Below are 18,460 nucleotides of genomic sequence, written 5' to 3'. Positions count from 1 at the left end.
TAATTACAAAAGATTTCCAAATAAAGTTTGTAACAAAACATTATAATTTGATACCTATATTTTAGGTAGATTAAGTTTTTAAAATCATATTTTTTAACGAAATTGCTTATCCGAAAGATTGTTCAACTTTAATACACTAGATATATGTCTGATGATTTTGATTTATTAGAAACGAATTCCAACGAAAAAACAGAGAAAGTAGATGTTAATTGGGGGAAAGCCATAGACCAAATGAAATCTAAATTGGCACAAGAGGATGATCCCGAAAGTCGTCAGAAAATCTTAAATGCCACTTTAGATAATGTTGTCGATATGGCCGAAAAGGACAGGTCTACTCTTCTAGATGCGATTAAAGATTTAACCGACTATCAAGATGAGGTTGGTATCATGTTCGAAGGATTTTCAGCATTAAACCCAGCAGAGCAAAAAATTATTGATGATGCTATTAAACGTTTAGAGCGTGCAAAAGTTGAACTTGAAGATGCAAACGCAAAACCAGATACTTTTTGGAATAACCTTTTTGGAAGAAAAGGAAAAATCAAAAACGCTGAAGATGAATTAAAAGATGCGCAAAAAGTACGTGATGCAGCAGATAATAAAGCTAAAGCTATGTTTCAGCAACGTATTGAAACTGCAGATGTGCAAACACTCTTAAATGAATTATCATTTAAAAGTCAAGCGGCAATTAAACGTTTAAAAGATAGAGAACTCGAAATTAAAGAAGTAGAGGAAAGCTTGAAGATTGCAATCGTTGAAGCTAGTAATAACCACACGAAAGCCCTTCAAAAGAAAAAAGAAGTAGAAGATAAACTCGAAGAGCAATATGCTTTATTGAAGCAAGCACGTCAAGCTCTAGAAGAAGTTTCAGATAAACAATCAACACAATATTCTGAAGCTTTAGGAAAAGTAACAACACTTGAACAAAAAGTTGAAGAGCTTGAAGGACTTAAAAACGCGTATACCACCTTAGCAGCTTCTAAAGATAGTTTTGTACACAAGCATAATTTGACAATCAAGGTATTAACCTCTTTACGTAGTAACTTACAAACACATCGCGCAAAATTGAAGAGTGATACTGATGAGCGTTTAAAATATTATGATGGTTATGTTGTGGCTTTAAAAGCAAGAACAGATCAAGAGTTTGCTGCCATTTTAGAGCATTTGGGTGTTAAAACCGATGAGCATATTGGTGAAACGCTTGCAGCAATGCATACGGCTAGTGCTAAAGCACGTCAAGAAATGATGGATAATATTCCAGTACACGAAAAAGTTATGCAAGGTGTTTATGGGAGTTATGCTGAGGCATTAAAAGAGATTAGAACTAAGGATGCTGCAATCCAGAAAAACTTTGCAGAACGCTATGGTATTGATATGAAAGAAATTTTCGATGAATATTATGAAGCAGATGCAAATGCACCAGCCGATGGAGGAGAACCAGAAGGTGCTCCAAAACCAGAAGCTAACGACGACGATTTGTTGTCTTAAAATAATTAAGGCGTGTCCAACGAAGCATTTGGCACAGTTGGACGTTCCCTGACATGCTTAAAAAAAAGCATTGTCAGGGCAGGCTTTCACTACTCGCTCTCTTCGAGTAGCTCAAACAGACCGTTCAATCCTTAACGCAAAAATTTAGTTATGAAAAAAGCCATTTTAGCTTCAATAGCAGTATTTGTAATAAGTATTGGTGTCGTTATTTTAATCTATGTGTCTAATGACCATTCAGAATGTGAAACATCAACTGTAATTACTTATGGAGACAATGGAGAAAAGATAACAACAGAAACTCACATTTGTAAAGAAAAATTTAATATATAAATCATAGTATTTATATCACTATAAAATGATTGTAACACCACTAGATTCAGCAGTATTAGATTCTAAAGAGCAGTATGTGTTCTATCACAAGATGGTAGACTTTACACTCAAAGAACTTATTGTCTCTGTGCAACAAAACCAATTATTAAACGAGATGGAAGTCCTATTGTTTAAACAATATTGTGATTTGTTATTGTATTCTATCGAAGCCATGCGTGTCAAATATATGTATGATGATGAGGAAAACATGAAAGTGGATTTAACCGATTCTGGTTTTCCTAACTATTTGGAGTTTCGTTATTTGTTTAATGATTTGGGGTTACGTGAAAATTATTTGGGTAAACTCACGGATGTAGAACTTTTAAAAGAGGAGTTTTTAGATACGCTATTGAGAAAGAAAGAGCCTATTGCTAAACGCAAATTGTTTCAAGCGTCTTCTATAGTCTATTATACTTCGGCAAAAAAAGAATATATTTTTAACCGGTTTGTACAAGGAAAAATTATCGAAGCACCAGAAGGCTCTCCAGGAAATTACTTAGTGAGTTGGAGTTTTTATGAAGTATCGCATAACAGACCTTTTATTTGCTACATGTATTTCGATTATGATGGTAGCGATCCGTTAAAGGAAAGAGATGAGATATATTATGCGCTTAAAACGGTTGCAGATCGAGAAATGAAGCTAGATATTATGGCTTATGGTATAGATAAACGATTGCCAAATCTATTTCCAAAGCTTATAAAACGTGTTGATTTAGGACCAATACACAACGTTTTTGCTAAAGATGAAAATAAAGTCACACATACCGTATTAGAAGGTATTTCTAAAAAAACGATTCCTTTAGAATCCTATGCCGTTTCATTTAAAATTGATGAAGTGAGCTCAAAAAGTGAGTTTAAAGAAGGGAGTTTCTTTAGTAAACAAACCTTTCAGAGGTGGGACGATATATTCAGACAACGCTATATTTTCGCGCCACATAGAATCATACAATTATTGTATAACAAAACCCCTGAAATCATGAATAAGCTCGCAAAAGCACCTATTCAGATGGCAGAATTAAAAATAGATAAATAGTATTGAGTCATAGTCACAGTATTCAGTACTGTAAACTGAGAATCATAACTGAAGATATAAAACATGGAACACAACTCAACATTTCCTATAAAACAAAATGAACTTGACATGCTTCGTGATGAAGCAACTTCCTATATCAAAAGTATTCAATGGGAGCAAGGGCAACGTGCAAAAAATAAAGATAAAGACGCTAAAGATGAGTCGATTCTATTGTACTTATCTCGTGCCAAAGGAAATGGAGGCACCGAAATCACTTCAGTATCTAAAACGATTCTCGAACTAAAGAAGCGATTATTACCAGAGTCAATTGCCATCCCTTTAAACTTAAATCACACACTTTTTGCAGTTCAGGAAGGTATTACTTTAGGTATATGGATCAAGGACAGCTTTTATGATGCTTCTGGTTTATCGAGTTTATCTGAAAATAAATCGGCTCTAGATAACGATGGAAGACGTGAATATGAAAGTAAAATGCAAACAGCAACAGCCTTTATGTTGTTTGCAACAGCTTATAAAATATTACACGATTTAAAGACCGTTGCTTCAGATGATTTAAGCGTCATGAAAAATAAATTTGCTGGAATTCCAGAAGTGTCACTTATGTCACCTCTTAAAGGGATTTCATGTGCAATGTTCTATTATGACAAATATTTAGGTCATCCAGAAATTATTAAGTCAGATAAAGATGTCATTGATTTCACTGTAGTTTATTTTGAAGCCTTGATTGCCGAAATCCAAATGCGTAAGAGTAGTTTGGAGTATACCGAAACCATAGTCGATAGAACCTACAAGTTAGAAAACTCTGAATTTGCTGTTTCTGGTTGGGATAATGTGTTTCAAGGTGCAGCAAAAAGCGTTGAGTTTAATAAAATTCAGTTTGAACAAATTGTAGGTAACAGAGACGCAAAGCATTTTGCTCGTCGTTTAACCGAACGTATGCTGAGCTATGACATTGAGGCTAAAAAGAACCCGTTTCAAGAACTTGGTGGTTTTATGCCTGTATTTATGGGTTACGGAATTCCAGGAACAGGAAAAAGCATGCTGATTGCAGCCATTGCTACACGTTTAAAAGAGCATTGTGATAATCTCGATATTCCGTTTTTATTCCATCCAATGCCAGATACGTTGATTTCAACGTTTCAAGGTGGTTCTGCAGAAAAAATGGTAGAATGGATGAAGCCTTTACAAGATCCTTCAAAATTGATATTTGCACCAATTGATGATGCCGAAAATAATTTGCAAGAACGTACAGCTCAAGGGGTTTCCGCAGGTGTAAAAGAAGTGATCGGTGTATTTTTAAGATATACTGAAGGTGCTTATGCTGTAAATTATGGAAATAGTTCGATTGGGTTATTTACGAACCTTCCCGAAATGCTAGACAAAGCGGTAATTTCTCGTGTACAAGGTCGTTTTAAAATTGATGGTGCACGAACTGAACATGACTTTTTAGATCAGGATCATTTGTGGTGGAGAAAACTGGATACAACTATGCCAGATTTTGTAAACATGCAAGGTCCAGAAAATTATAGCTACTTGCAAGATCAAGGTTTAGCAAAGAACATGGGTGAAATCTTCAATGTTTCGGATAAGCCAACGGAAGAACGTGTTTTGGACGCTTATGATAAAACCGAAAAGCATTTTAAAACCAATCATCATTTGTTTTATGCGAACCTGTATACAGAAATTCAGAAGATATTTCCGTTTTTCTCATCTCGTGATGTACGTAACATTCAGAGTGCGGTATCGTTACGTTTAACCGATTTCGATTTAGAGGAAGATTGGTTTGATAAACCAGATATCTATTTCAAGAAAGACTATGATACTAAGTTCAACATGCTACAAGAATTGATGAGAGGGAATATGAAAGGCTTAGACTTTTCTGAAATCCGCCGTCAAGAAGTGGTGAGATATTTAGATAATGTAGCAACTATTGCAGATACCGACTTTAAACGAAAAGTCGATGCTAGAGTAAATCAACTGAATATCGATACGGAGGCGAGAGAGCAGTTTGGAAACAAAAGTTAAAAAGCACGAAGTTGTAAATAAATGAATTTGCTATCATTCTGAAAGCATGAGGAAGGTATGAACAAAAAGAATCTAAAGAACATAACATATACAATACTCTCAAGTGCTTGGGCAACGCTCAATAGAATAGACTATGACTATAAATTTAAAAATGGTGAATGGAAGCGTTTATCTCGCGAAACCTACAACAGAGGAAATGGTACAGCTATTTTGTTATACAATTCTGAAAAAAGAACTGTGATTTTAACCAAACAATTTAGAATGCCAGCTTACGAGAATGATAAAAATGAAGGCATGTCAATTGAAGCATGTGCAGGAGCTATTGATAAAAATGATAGCCCTTTAGAAACGATTATTAGGGAAACGGAAGAGGAAGTCGGTTATAAAATTGACAATGCAAAACAGGTACTCACAGCTTATATGTCACCAGGCGCATTAACAGAAAAAATGTATCTGTTTATATCTGAGTATGATGGCACAATGAAGATTAATGATGGTGGTGGATTAGATGCTGAAGATGAAGATATAGAAGTTCTAGAGCTTTCTTTTGGTAGCGCAATTGAGATGATAAAAAATGGAGACATAATTGACGCAAAAACAATTATGCTATTGCAATATTTACAAATTCATAAGTTGTTAGAGTAAAAATGAACAAACTAAAAGCAGCAAATTTATATAGAAGTGAATTGATTCCGGTTTCTGGAAAGCTAGTGGAACGTTACAATAAATGCTTAAAAAAATTAGGTTTTTCTGAAACGAAATTAACCCGTTTTTCTATTGATGGCATTGGTTGGAGTCCGGAGATTGCTGAAGAAAAGAAGGATGAAAACTATTTGTGTAACGGAGAATCTAATCCACACGGAATTATCATTTCGCCTTTGCAAAATAAAAAGCCTGTGTATTTACCTTATCATACCTTTGATAGAGAGATGATGCAATTGGTATTTAAAACACATGGTAAGAAGATTAACGATATTACAAGAGATTCTGCCATTTGTATTGATTTCGATCAGAGTATAGATACGTTTTATGAACCTTTAGATGTTCTCAGGTATCAGGTAATTTCAATAAATTTTCACCTTATTGATAATCTGGATAATGTTAGAGATGAGCAATTGCAGCTTGTTGAAAAGTTTAAATACGGTAATAATTTTATAGATGAAGATATTCACAATGAATTGTTAGAATCGGCTACAAAATATGGCGATTTAAGAGAACGTGATTTAGATCTTAGATCTGTAAGTTTTGTCACAGATTCGTTTTACACTAAATCTTTTGGAGGTGTTTATGTGCTTCGAGATTTTATAACGCCAATCATCGTGTTTGAAGATATGAAATGGTATAAAGAAGCCATTAAGGATACGATTCAGGATGTTATTATTTTTCATATTTCCCAACCAGAACTTATGGAAAAACTCAGAGATCATATCATTATCGCTTATGATTTAGAGGAAATCGTCAAGACCAAGCGCTACGATCGTATTAAAAAGTTTGAGTTTGCACAGTATTTAAAAGACACCCAGCATCCCATTAGTGAGATCTTAAATAATCCACTACTATTCAAAAGCTATTTAAATAAAGTTGATATTGATATACGCAAAAAGGTAATGAGTGTTGAGCGCTACCTAGAAAAAATGGAAACTAGCAATCAATATAAGATTTCAGATATCGTAGATAATGGTTTATTTGAAGCGATGCACGAACCACATTCGAGTTTACACCCGAAACATCAGGACCTCATTTGGAAGCTATTAGTCAATATTGCACCAAAGGATGTGTTGTTTTTGTATTGGTATGATAAACAGGAGTTTTATAAGCAATATGACACTTGGGACGACTCATTAAAGGATTGGGTGATTGAGACGATTCGTAACAATATTTAAGAAATTTAGACTAACTTTATAAGGCATCAACTAAATACACAACTATGGGACTAGAACTAATTATATTTATTGTAGCAATACTATTCGGAATATTTCTATACTGGAGAGAATCTAATGGTAATGAAGCCTATCGTTTAGTCAATAAAATTGTCAATAGTAAAAAACTTCAAATGACGGCAGACAATCCGAAAGGATTTGTTTATAAACAAGCGTTATTGCCTCGTTTAATCTTTGTGGTGACTTTGGTTTTAATTGCAGCGCTAATCGTTGAATTTCTAACACCAATTGATGTATTTGGTAGTTTTAATGGTATTTCTATGTTTTCATCATTTGCAGCAGGAGCATTGTTGGGAACATACCTAGCAAACATTGTATTAAAATCAAGTAAGGTCATCGAAAAGCAAAGTGAATCTCTTGAAGATAAGTTTGAAAATGTGGTTGAAAAAGGAAAAGAATTTATAGAAGACTTAAAAACTAAAGATGCTAAGGTTGTAGAAGAAGTTAAAGAAGAAATCAAAACTGAACCTAAACCCAAAACTGATGAAAAATCAGCACGTGACCGATTAAAAGATAAGGGTCTAATGTAATACCTGACTGTCATTCCGCACTTGATGCGGAATCCAAAGAAATTTAAATAGATTCTGTGTTACCCAATCAAGTTGAGTACAGGTTGCGCAGAATGACAAAACTTAACGAATGATTAAATCATACTGGAACAAAGGAAAAAAGCAAAAGTTTATAACCATTTTTGTGAGCCTCATTTTACTCATTGCATTATTTGCATTTCGTGATGATTACCAACCTGCATTATTATTTCTTCGGAAATATATCTTCATTATTCTACTAAGTTTGGTGGTGTTGTATTTCGGACTTAAAAAATTCAGAAGTTCTGAAAGTACACGGAAACGGTTAGGAATACTTGGATTACTCTTAGTTTTCTTTAGTTTAATTTATGTGGTTGGATGGAATTTGAAGTTATACGATTATATGAAAACCTATAATGTGTTTAACGATTTAAATAAAGTTGAAATTAATGATTTGCCATTAACACAAAACGAACGTATTCAACCCTTGCAAAACATTTTTACTATGGCAAATGAGAGTGTTGGGGAAACCAAAGATGTGTCTTTACCGCATTTAGTGCGTGTAGATGATGAGAACAAATGGACGATGGCCATTCAACCTTCGGAAAATTATACATTTCAGCAAATTAGTGATAACACCGAAGAAGTATTCTCCGTATCCAGTACAACACCTTTTCCGCGTTTTTCTGCAGAAAATCGTATTGGAGTTACCTTTTCTATAGGAGAATCTTTAAAGTTTAGTCGTAATACCTACAATGCAGTTGTGCAGCGTTTTAATCCTTGGATGTTAATTAATTACGAACCAAGTGATACATTCTATATGAAAAACGATTCTGGTGAATGGGTTCAAGTCGTAAGTTTAATTAAATGGAAAGGTTTTTTCTTTCCTTATCCGAGTTTTGGAGGTGTGATGGTAATTGAAAATGGCGAACACGATTTTAATGATTATTTAGAGCGTATTGCAATTGGTAAAGGAACATACATTGCTCCAGATGAGATGAAAAATTATCCATACCTCACCAAGCAAAATACATTAGCCGAAAAAGTATCGCGATTACAAGCCGAGTCTTTAAAATTCTTAGGTGGATTTAGTGATCCGTTACCTTGGAATATGTTGACAGCAGTTAAAATTCCAGACATGCCGAAAGATCAAAACCAACAGCCTTATGTTACTGATTTTGATTTTGCAGGTTCAGAAAGTGATGCTTACAGTGGATTATATCATTGGTTCGGACTAGAACCAATTGGTGATGAGCGTACAAGTCTAAGTTATAGTGTATTTATACCTGCTGATGGAACAGATAAATTGTTTTACTACGATCATGCAGGTAAAAAACAAGGGTATGCAGGTGTGTCTGCAATGCCTCAAAAAGTCAAGGAGTCTAAAAAAGAAATAGACTGGACAGCAAACACGCCAGTTGAGTTTAGACCTTACATTAAGGACATAGCAGGAAGAAAGCGTATGTTTTTTCTTGGAACAATCTCAGCAATTAGTGATACAAGTGCGCAACAATTTGATGGCGCTGCTACTCCAGATTTGGTATTAATCGATAGTGAATATCGTGACGTGATTTGGATAGATGTAAAACATCCAAGCACTTGGGATAAAGAAGTCTATGATCAATTAGGAGAAGCTTGGAGAACTAGTGAAGGTATTGGGTATTATTATCAAAAGGAAATTACTGATGACGATTTACAAAAAATGGTTGATTCTCTAACCGTTATTCCTAAAGCAAATAATACTGAAGAAATAGAAGCTTTAAAACGTCGATTGGATTCTTTACAGGCTTTGGATGAAAATAACTAGTACGCCATGAATAAAGAATCTTTTTGGGATACAATTACTAATTATGTGAGGTACAAAATTGTAATTATTGGAATTATCTTTATTATTCTTATGATTTCTATGATAGTCAAAGCTTTATTAAATTAACGGCTGTCATTTCGACCAAAATAGAAATCTCATATGTAATAGCAGTAACGGATTCTGCGTAGTTCAGAATGACATTCAAACTACAATTTCAACTCCATCTTAATATCACCGCGTTTATAAGGACCATCTACTTCTAATGGCAATTCTACAAATCCGTATTTTTTATAGATATAAATGGCATTTTCTAATTTTCTAGCGGAATAGAGCATAAGGGCTTCAAATTTATTTTCCTTAGCAAAATCAATACAATATTGTAATAATTGCTGACCAATTTTTTGTCCGCGTTGATTTGGTAAAACTGCCATTTTAGTCAATTCGAAAACCAACGGATCGTCTGTTGGCATTAAAGCAACAGTACCAAGAATAGCGTTATTACCTTTAACAAAGAAAATATGACCTCCTTTGTTAATGATATAAGTTTCTGGTTTGCTTAAAACTTCTTCATCATAAGGTTCGACATAGAAATAGGTTTTTAGCCACTCTATGTTTAAGGCATAGAAGTCCTTAGCATATCTACTGTCAAATAAAATAATCTCAAATGCTTTCATGTGCTCGAATAAAATCGGTTATAAGGTACGATATCAGTTTTCCTACCTGAGTTTCAGTTTCTGGTGTAGGCGCAGCTTCACATATATGAAGATACGATACGTTATATTGCTTTCCAAAGTGATTTACAAACGCTCTAGCTTTATTTACTGAAAAACCACTAGGTGTCATGGCACTACTTGGTATATCTTGAATGGCATCACAATCGATTTCCAATCCGAAGTTTTTATCTCCTACATGAGCTAAGGCAGTTTCCATTTCGGTATTGAAACTGGTGTCTTGCCTTACCATCATACTTTCAAATGTATTGTATTGTATGGTCTTTAGTTTTTTTAAAGTCTTGAAAATTGTATCAGAAGTATAATTTTCATGAAGCCCAAAAATAAAGTAATTCTTTAAAAATCCCTCAGCGAACGCATAACTAAACCCATTTCCACTATGGCGACCTTCTTCGGCTCTAAAATCATGATGTGCATCAAAGTTGACTGCATTTATAGACTTTTTGAGCGCTAATGCTGTGCCTTTAATATTTCCGTAGGCATTGTTATGACCACCTCCAATAATAATAGGAATTTTACCTGCTCTTACAATTTGTGACACTAAATACGATACAGATTCGTCGATCTGTGTGACTTTTTTTCTGGCTTTTAGGATATCTTTTTTCTTGTTTTGATCTAATTTTTTTAGCTTCTCTTGGAAGTCATCAAACTCTAAATGCCCTAATATCAAAACCTTTTTTGGATGTGTATGGGCATTACTTTGCGTGTTTAATAAAATTTTAATAGTAGCATCCCAGGCGCTGTAAGCTCCTGTTTTTCCGTTGTTTGCAAACACGCCAATGTCTTCCTTTATGCCAAAAATAACATAAGTAACGTCTATTTTTAACAATTGCTCGTATATATCGTTGGAGTTAGGAAGTAACAAGATATGTTCTCCGAATTTGGTCTCCTTAGGACGTTTTTTCAGAATCGATTTTAATTCTGAAGAAGTAAAAGGTTTTAAGTGTTCCATTAACAAAATTGATTAATTTTGGCGAATTAAAAATACAGTTTTTTATTTTCAACATCAGCTAACAACAATTAAAATTGAAAGATTAACGTTTTTATAATAATTAAAAAACAAAAAGTAAATTTATGGAAAATTCAAACAGTAAGAGTACAGGATTAAAAATTGCATTAGGAATACTTCTGGCTCTATTTTTAGGTACAGGATTTTACACATCTAAACTTTACAATGAGAAAAAAGAGAATGAAGCTTCTTTAACTAGAGAGAAGGAGCAAGTCATGGCAGATTTAAGTACTATGGCCAAGCAATATGATATTGCTATTGGTGAAAATGAAGTTACTAACGAAAGTTTGTTTGAAGCTAGAGGACGTATCCAAGGACTTATGGATTCATTAAAAATCTCTCAAAACAGTGTAAGCAGTTTATGGAGATACAAAAAGAAATTCATGGCTTTACAAAAAGAAATGGATGTATTGTTAGTTGAAAACGACCAACTTAAAGTTGAGAACAATTTGTTGGCTACTAGTTTAGATAGTACAACGGTTCAATTAGCAGAACGTACAGTGTTTACAGATTCTCTATTAGTACAAAATACACAATTAGCTGAAGTTGTTGAAAATGCAGCTGTATTACAAACTGTAAACCTCAAGGGGTTTGGTGTGATCGAGAGAAGTTCAGGTAAATTAATACCAACAGAACGTGCAGGTCGTAGTGACAAAATTAGAGTGTGTTATACAGTCGCTAAAAATGCTTTAGTTGGTGCTGGAGATGTGGAGTTGTATGTTCAGGTTTTAGATCCTAAAAACAATGTATTAGGAGCCAATGAGCAAATTCAATTTGACGAAGAAACAGTATTAAACTACAGTTTAATAAGCAAGTTTAACTACGAAAACAGAAACTTAGATATTTGTGAGTTTGTTGCTCCAAATGATGATTTTGAAAAAGGACGTTATATCGTAAACGTTTTTAATAATAAAGAAATAATCTCATCTTCAGAATTTACACTGAGGTAAGAAATTCAATAAATGATATAAAAATCCGGAAGTTCACTGAGCTTTCGGATTTTTTATTTTTATTTTGAAATAGCTAAGATACAAGACTCTCTTATCTTCCAAAGTTCATCGAAGCTGAACTCTAAATTTTCGTTTGCAATCCATGATTTTAGAAAAGATTGATGTAGCTCGACTTTATAATCGCCAATGTGTTCGGGAATTATGAATTCTTCATGCATTAAAGTATCTACAAATGCTGGATCACCATCATTTCCGAAGGTAATGTCCATAATAGTTTCATTATGCTTTAAATAACAATGTGCTTCTGGGATATAATCTAAGTCATGTTGCTCTAAAACCAATTTAAGTTTGGGTGTGTTTTTAGCATTCATCTTAAAAACACCTAAACATAATTTTAAATCTTCAATACCATTTTCAATAGCTATAGCTTTTAAAAACGCATGTTTTGTAGAGCAAGTGCCTTTGTTTTCTCGTAGAATTAAGGTGTAATCACTTCGGTTAGCAAGTCGCCCGTAAGGTAATTGTTTGATGTAATTAAAAACCGAATAAAAATCGGTTAGTCCTTTTATAATGCACTGTTTGGAAAGCGACTGACTTTTAGATAAATTAAAATTTTTGACCATTGATAATCACAGTGTCAATAAAGTTGTCTCCAAAAGCATAGGGTAAGTGGTAGTAACTTGGGATGGCTTTAGTAATAATCAAATTTGCTTTTTTTCCTCTGCAAATACTACCGTAGAGTTTGGAAATTCCCATGGCATAAGCGCCATTAATTGTTGCTGCATTAATAGCTTCTTCAGGCGTTAATTTCATTTTAATGCAAGCTGTAGATACCACGAAGTTCATATTTCCGCTAGGTGTAGAACCTGGATTGTAATCGGTAGCAAGCGCCAAAGGCAAACCTGCATCTATAATTTCTCGACCTGGTGTATACGGAATACTCAAAAAGTAGGAGCAAGAGGGAAGCGCAACTGGCATGGTTTCCGACTTTTGCAATGCTAAAATATCCTCTGGATTGAGTTCTTCCAAATGATCAACAGAAAGCGCATTATAATCAACACCAAGGGCGACACCACCAAAGGCATTAAACTGGTTGACATGTATTTTAGGTATGAGTCGATGTGCTTTTCCTGCTTCTAAAACTCGAGCTGTATCTTCTAAATCGAAATAACCTTTCTCACAAAACACGTCTATGTATTCAGCTAAATGTTCTTTGGCAACCGCCGGAATCATCTCATTTACGACAAGATCTATAAACCCTTTCTTATTGTCTTTAAATTCCTTCGGAATCGCATGTGCCGCTAATAAGGTTGATTTTACTATAATAGGGAATTCGTGTTTTAATTGTTTGACAACACGAAGCATTTTGAGTTCGGCTTCAACAGTTAAGCCATAACCCGATTTGATTTCAATTGCTCCTGTACCTAGCTTGATAACTTCGGTAAGACGCTTAGAGGCTTGCTTATAGAGTTCATCTTCTGAAGTGTTTTGCAATTGTTCAGCAGAATTTAAAATGCCACCACCACGATTGGCAATGTCTTCATAGGATAATCCGTTTATACGATCAACAAACTCTTGTGTTCGGTCTCCAGCATAAACAAGATGTGTATGAGAATCACACCAAGCCGGTAAAACGATTTTACCAGTAGCATCAATAACTTCGTTTGCTTCAATATCTTTACAATTATCCATGTGACCAAATTCTACAATGGTATCATGTTCAATCAGCAGATAAGCATTTTTGAGTATAGGCAAGACTTTCATATCATCACCTTTTACAATGGTAATATGGTGATCTCTGACTTGAAGTAATTCTTTGATGTTAGTTATGAGTAAAGTCATATTGATGATTATATGAGTATAAATTTACAAATTAACCAAAAACAATAGAAGCATATGCATTTCTATTTTTTGATAAACTTGAAATTACTGCCTGTATCGTAAAATTTTATAATATAAGTACCATTTTCCAGATCAGAAATATCGAGCGATTCATTTAAATTGATATGCTGTGTCTTTATTGTTTTGCCAAGGATATCAATGATTGATATTTCAACAGGTGCTGTAATTCCTTTAAAGTATAGTTGACCATCTGTAGGGTTTGGGAAAATAGTGATATTTGATGTTTCTATTTCAGGAACCGAAAGCACAATTTTTTGATTTTCAAACATATTAACGCTATCATCATTATAGGCGATTGTTGAAATATCTAAATCGCCATCATTTTCAAAATCTGCAAATGTAATTGTGTATGCTTGACTTTGCGTTGCATCGATAATATTTTCTGGACCAAAACCTCCAACACCATCACTTTTAAACCAAACAATGTCATTTCCACTGCCAGAAGTCGCACTTGTAAGAACAAAATCTTTTAAGTTATCATTATCTAAATCCCGTAAATCTAAACATGCTGGATTAGCAATACTTGTGTTAATTATGGTTTCAGTATATGTCGCTGTTCCAGGAGCAGTTTGTGTTCTTTTAAACCAAGAGGCATTTCCTGTTAAATCTGTGACTAGGATATCTAAGCTAGAATCGTTGTCTACATCTTCGGCCATGACACTAAAAATATAATCTTTAGTATTTAGGGACACGATATTGGTATCGGCTGTAAAGTTTCCATCACCATCATTATAAAAGACTTCAACTCTGCAATCGTTTGGTGTTCCATAACCAATAGCATTGGCAATAACACTATCAATATCACCATCAAAATCAATATCTTTCATCGCAAAAGCTCCAGGATTCACAATGGTATTATCAATAATATTTTTAGCACCAAAAGTTCCTGAGCCATTATTTGCAAACCAAATCACCTCATTTCCATTATATGCAGCAACTGCTACATCTAAGGTTGTATTATTATCTATTGTCCTAATATATACTTGACCTGGACCATCAATGGTAGATGAAATAATTTGTTCTGTTCCAAAATTCCCAAGTCCATCATTTGCATACCAAACTAATGTTCCATCATTTGCTGATGTCGACACAACGTCATTAAAACCGTCATTATTAATGTCGGCAATAGCAACGCCTCCAGCACTATTTAATATGCCAATTGGTGTTGTTTGTAGCGTGAAATTTCCTGTACCATCATTTTTTAACCAATACACTGTATTTCCAATAGTTGTACTCACGACGATATCTTGGAAGGCGTCATTATCAATTAAACCTGAAGCTATATTGTATGGAGCGTTGCCACCAGGCAGAGGCAGTGCAATAGATTGGGTTTTATTAAATGTAGTTTGAGCAAACAAATTTGCACTTGTGAAGAGTAAAAAAATACAACAATATAAAAACTTATGCATGGTCATAGGAAAAGGTATAAAACAAAACAAGCAAGTAAATAAAATTCACTTGCTTGTTTTGAGATTATAAAGAATTTATTGTTTAACAAATTTCTTAGTCATATCTGAATTATTATCTTTTATGATATAGATGCCATCACTTAATTGAGACACATTTAAACTTTCGTTAGCTGCAATTTTATTAGATAAAACAACATGTCCAAGAGCATCATAAACTGAAATATCTAATGCTTCGTTAAAGTTTCCAGAGAAGGTTAGCTTTTCTGTTGTTGGATTTGGATGAATGATTAATGCTTCAGAATCAAATTCTGAAACACTAAGTGTAATCAATTCATTTTCAAACCAAAATACGGTATCATTGAAATTACCAATAGATGCAATATCTTTATCTCCATCTGCATCAAAATCAGCTATAGTAATATCCCACATTTGGAAGTTGTTATCTGCTATAAGTGTTGGTGTAGCACTTGGGCTAGCATTATTTGCACCTTCGAAGAATATAATAGCATCGTCATTTGAACCACCATCGGTTAGGATAACATCATTGAAACCATCATTAGTAATATCTGAAACACGAGCAAAAGCTGGTCTATCTATTATAGTTTCATCAGAAATAGCATTAGCCGTAGACGCTCCATTTTTTACTTTATTATACCATGTTACTTCTCCCGAAGAATTATCTACAGCTACAATATTGATGCTGCCATCATTATTGACATCTCCAGTAGTCACATTGAATAAAAAATTTGTTGCTGTTGATCCACTGTCTACGGTAACGGTGTCTTTAACCCACGTTACTGCAGTAGAACCACTTTCAATATATTGATTGTAATATATTTCTATAGACTGATTGCCATAATATGTGACAACAGCATCTAAATCTGTATCACCATCTAAATCAGCTAAACTCACATAAAGTGTAAAATTCCCTGTTCCGTTTTCAATATCTGCTTCTGCTGTAAAATTTCCAGAGCCATCACCTGAATACCAAAGTGTTTTACCATCATTAAATGAAATTACAGCGATATCCATATTACCATCCATGTTGATGTCTCCAGCGACAACTTCGCCAGGACCAACAATAGTACCATCTACAATTACTTCAGCATCAAAACCAGTACCATTGCTTAGGAAATATGATACGCCACTAGTAGAAGACGTCACGATGATATCCAATCCAAATTGACCATCAATATCAGCAACTGTGAGTCCGTCAATCCATACATTTGTTGAAGACACATTAGTTTCTACTGTAAAGTTTCCCATACCATCATTCTTGTACCATTTGATATAATCTGTTGCAGGAACTCCGCCATTATAATCATAAGTTGCCATGACAATATCAATGTCTCCGTCACCATCAAGATCACCAGATGCTATTTCATAAGCTTCGTTTCCAGTACTTGGATCAATGATTTGCTCAGTAGCAAAAGGTTGAGCAAATATAAAGTTGCTAAATAATGTTAAGCAAATAAGAGTGAGTAGTGTTTTCTTCATAATTTTTTTTATTTATAAGTGCTAATATAATTAATTTATCGATAAAATATGCGTTTAATCGATGGTTTGTAGCTTTTTAGCTTATTTTAATTCGCCCACCATATTTTCTGGTTTCACCCAAGCGTCATAGTCTTCAGCAGTCACATAACCCAAGTTAATAGCTTCCTCTTTTAAAGTAGTTCCATTTTTATGAGCTGTGTTAGCAATTTCAGCAGCTTTATAATACCCGATTTTGGTGTTTAAGGCCGTTACTAGCATTAATGAATTATTCAGTAATTGTTTAATTACCTCATGGTTAGGTTCGATTCCAGACGCGCAATGTGCTTCAAAACTCATACAAGCATCACCAATAAGTTGAGCAGACTGTAATACATTTGCAGCCATCATAGGTTTAAATACGTTGAGTTCGTAATGTCCTTGTGTACCACCAACAGTCACTGCAACATCGTTTCCCATTACCTGAGCACAAACCATGGTTAAAGCCTCACATTGTGTAGGATTTACTTTTCCCGGCATGATAGAACTACCAGGTTCGTTTGCCGGAATAATAATTTCGCCGATACCACTTCTCGGTCCGGAAGCCATCATACGGATATCGTTGGCAATTTTATTTAAGGACACTGCGAGTTGTTTTAAAGCGCCATGTGTTTCTACAAGTGCATCGTGAGCAGCAAGTGCTTCAAATTTATTATCTGCAGTAATAAAAGGTAATCCAGAGAATTTAGCGATATACTCTGCTACTAATTCGCTATAGCCTTTTGGTGTATTGAGTCCTGTGCCAACTGCTGTGCCTCCAAGTGCTAATTCTGATAAATGCGGAAGTGTATTTTCTAATGCTTTTAAGCCGTGATCTAATTGGGATACGTATCCTGAGAATTCTTGTCCGAGTGTTAATGGTGTTGCATCCATTAAATGCGTACGACCAATTTTTACCACATCTCTAAAAGTTACCGATTTCTCATGTAATGTATTTCTTAATTGTATCACTCCGGACATGGTAGTTTCTACTACCTTTTTGTAAATCGCGATATGCATTCCTGTAGGGAAGGTATCGTTAGACGACTGTGATTTATTGACATCATCATTTGGCTGAATCGTTTTCTCACCTTCACCAATTACATTACCAGCAATTTGATGTGCTCTATTCGCAACAACTTCATTAACGTTCATATTACTTTGTGTACCAGAACCCGTTTGCCAAATCACTAATGGAAATTGGTCATCATGTTTACCCTCTAAAATCTCCTCACAGACTTGAGCAATTAAATCACGCTTATCATTATCTAAAACACCTAATTCGGCATTGGTAAAAGCAGCGGCTTTTTTAAGGTATGCAAAACCGTAAACAATTTCTAAAGGCATAGATGCGGGTGCACCAATTTTAAAGTTATTACGAGAGCGTTCGGTTTGCGCTCCCCAAAGTTTATCGGCAGGCACATTGACGTTGCCCATGGTGTCTTTTTCTATTCTAAATTCCATAATAGGATGTGTTTTTATCGTGCTACAAAGTTAGGGGTTTTGATTGTTTTTTGAATAAAAAACCTAGGCTTAGTTTTATAAATAAGGTATAAATAATCTTACCATATCAGATTCTGTTTTGATTAAAAAAAATATAATCGTTTTGGAATGTATCAATAATAAAAGCATGCATTGATGCAGAACTTAAAAAGCTTTAATAGTATATGAGAATCGTTTTTACAATCATTACTATATTTTCTTTTTTACTCATGAGCCGGTCAAGATTTTCAAAAAGGTAGGATTTGTTTTATGGATAGT

Annotated in this window: 16 protein-coding genes; 9 read left to right on the top strand and 7 right to left on the bottom strand. The window is 34.3% G+C overall.

Going from position 1 to position 18,460, the window contains the following annotated elements; genetic code table 11:
• The first annotated feature begins 144 nt into the window (after positions 1-144).
• The 8 genes from V7719_RS06845 (at position 145) to V7719_RS06810 (ending at position 9,186) form a co-directional block, all read left to right on the top strand.
• Positions 145-1,485: a microtubule-binding protein gene (locus tag V7719_RS06845; RefSeq protein WP_335729140.1), complete on the top strand. Its 1,341-nt coding sequence runs from the start codon at positions 145-147 to the stop codon at positions 1,483-1,485.
• A 150-nt stretch (positions 1,486-1,635) separates the two neighbouring features.
• Positions 1,636-1,815, top strand: a complete 180-nt coding sequence (locus V7719_RS06840) for a hypothetical protein (protein ID WP_335729139.1) — start codon at positions 1,636-1,638, stop codon at positions 1,813-1,815.
• A 25-nt stretch (positions 1,816-1,840) separates the two neighbouring features.
• The gene (locus V7719_RS06835; protein WP_335729138.1) at positions 1,841-2,887 is read left to right on the top strand and encodes a hypothetical protein; all 1,047 of its coding nucleotides are present in this window, start codon (positions 1,841-1,843) and stop codon (positions 2,885-2,887) included.
• 63 nt (positions 2,888-2,950) lie between these two features.
• Positions 2,951-4,912, top strand: a complete 1,962-nt coding sequence (locus V7719_RS06830; protein WP_335729137.1) for an AAA family ATPase — start codon at positions 2,951-2,953, stop codon at positions 4,910-4,912.
• Positions 4,913-4,969: 57 nt separating this feature from the next.
• Positions 4,970-5,557 (top strand): NUDIX domain-containing protein, encoded by a 588-nt coding sequence (locus V7719_RS06825; RefSeq protein WP_335729136.1) that lies wholly within the window; start codon positions 4,970-4,972, stop codon positions 5,555-5,557.
• A gap of 2 nt (positions 5,558-5,559) precedes the next feature.
• The gene (locus V7719_RS06820) at positions 5,560-6,795 is read left to right on the top strand and encodes a DUF6638 family protein (protein ID WP_335729135.1); all 1,236 of its coding nucleotides are present in this window, start codon (positions 5,560-5,562) and stop codon (positions 6,793-6,795) included.
• Between the two features lie 44 nt (positions 6,796-6,839).
• On the top strand, positions 6,840-7,382 hold the full coding sequence (locus tag V7719_RS06815) for a hypothetical protein (protein WP_335729134.1): 543 nt from the start codon (positions 6,840-6,842) through the stop codon (positions 7,380-7,382).
• Positions 7,383-7,491: 109 nt separating this feature from the next.
• Positions 7,492-9,186: a hypothetical protein gene (locus V7719_RS06810; protein ID WP_335729133.1), complete on the top strand. Its 1,695-nt coding sequence runs from the start codon at positions 7,492-7,494 to the stop codon at positions 9,184-9,186.
• A 206-nt stretch (positions 9,187-9,392) separates the two neighbouring features.
• Here V7719_RS06810 and V7719_RS06805 read toward each other — a convergent pair whose 3' ends face one another.
• The gene (locus V7719_RS06805) at positions 9,393-9,860 is read right to left on the bottom strand and encodes a GNAT family N-acetyltransferase (protein ID WP_335729132.1); all 468 of its coding nucleotides are present in this window, start codon (positions 9,858-9,860) and stop codon (positions 9,393-9,395) included.
• On the bottom strand, positions 9,847-10,869 hold the full coding sequence (locus tag V7719_RS06800) for a formimidoylglutamase (RefSeq protein WP_335729131.1): 1,023 nt from the start codon (positions 10,867-10,869) through the stop codon (positions 9,847-9,849). The genes V7719_RS06805 and V7719_RS06800 overlap by 14 nt, the downstream gene beginning before the upstream one ends.
• Before the next feature lie 122 nt (positions 10,870-10,991).
• Here V7719_RS06800 and V7719_RS06795 point away from each other — a divergent pair, with 122 nt between their 5' ends.
• Entirely contained in the window at positions 10,992-11,876 is an 885-nt protein-coding gene (locus V7719_RS06795) for a chromosome partitioning protein ParA (RefSeq protein WP_335729130.1), read from the top strand.
• 59 nt (positions 11,877-11,935) lie between these two features.
• On the opposite strand, the gene V7719_RS06790 is transcribed toward V7719_RS06795, so the two are convergent.
• The 5 genes from V7719_RS06790 to fumC form a co-directional block, all read right to left on the bottom strand.
• Positions 11,936-12,499: a hypothetical protein gene (locus V7719_RS06790; protein WP_335729129.1), complete on the bottom strand. Its 564-nt coding sequence runs from the start codon at positions 12,497-12,499 to the stop codon at positions 11,936-11,938.
• A complete protein-coding gene (hutI, locus tag V7719_RS06785; RefSeq protein WP_335729128.1) occupies positions 12,483-13,718 on the bottom strand; it encodes an imidazolonepropionase in 1,236 nt (411 codons plus the stop codon). The genes V7719_RS06790 and hutI overlap by 17 nt, the downstream gene beginning before the upstream one ends.
• A 62-nt stretch (positions 13,719-13,780) precedes the next feature.
• Positions 13,781-15,187 carry a T9SS type A sorting domain-containing protein gene (locus V7719_RS06780; protein WP_335729127.1) on the bottom strand — a complete coding sequence of 469 codons (1,407 nt, stop codon included), beginning with the start codon at positions 15,185-15,187 and terminating at the stop codon, positions 13,781-13,783.
• Between the two features lie 75 nt (positions 15,188-15,262).
• Complete coding sequence (locus V7719_RS06775; RefSeq protein ID WP_335729126.1) at positions 15,263-16,684, bottom strand: T9SS type A sorting domain-containing protein; 1,422 nt, start codon at positions 16,682-16,684, stop codon at positions 15,263-15,265.
• Between the two features lie 81 nt (positions 16,685-16,765).
• A complete protein-coding gene (gene fumC / locus V7719_RS06770; RefSeq protein ID WP_335729125.1) occupies positions 16,766-18,163 on the bottom strand; it encodes a class II fumarate hydratase in 1,398 nt (465 codons plus the stop codon).
• Positions 18,164-18,460: the final 297 nt, after the last annotated feature.

The sequence above is a fragment of the Psychroserpens sp. genome, assembly GCF_036960315.1.
In the GTDB taxonomy this organism is placed as follows: Bacteria; Bacteroidota; Bacteroidia; order Flavobacteriales; family Flavobacteriaceae; genus Psychroserpens.
This window is presented reverse-complemented; position numbering and strand designations above follow the sequence as displayed.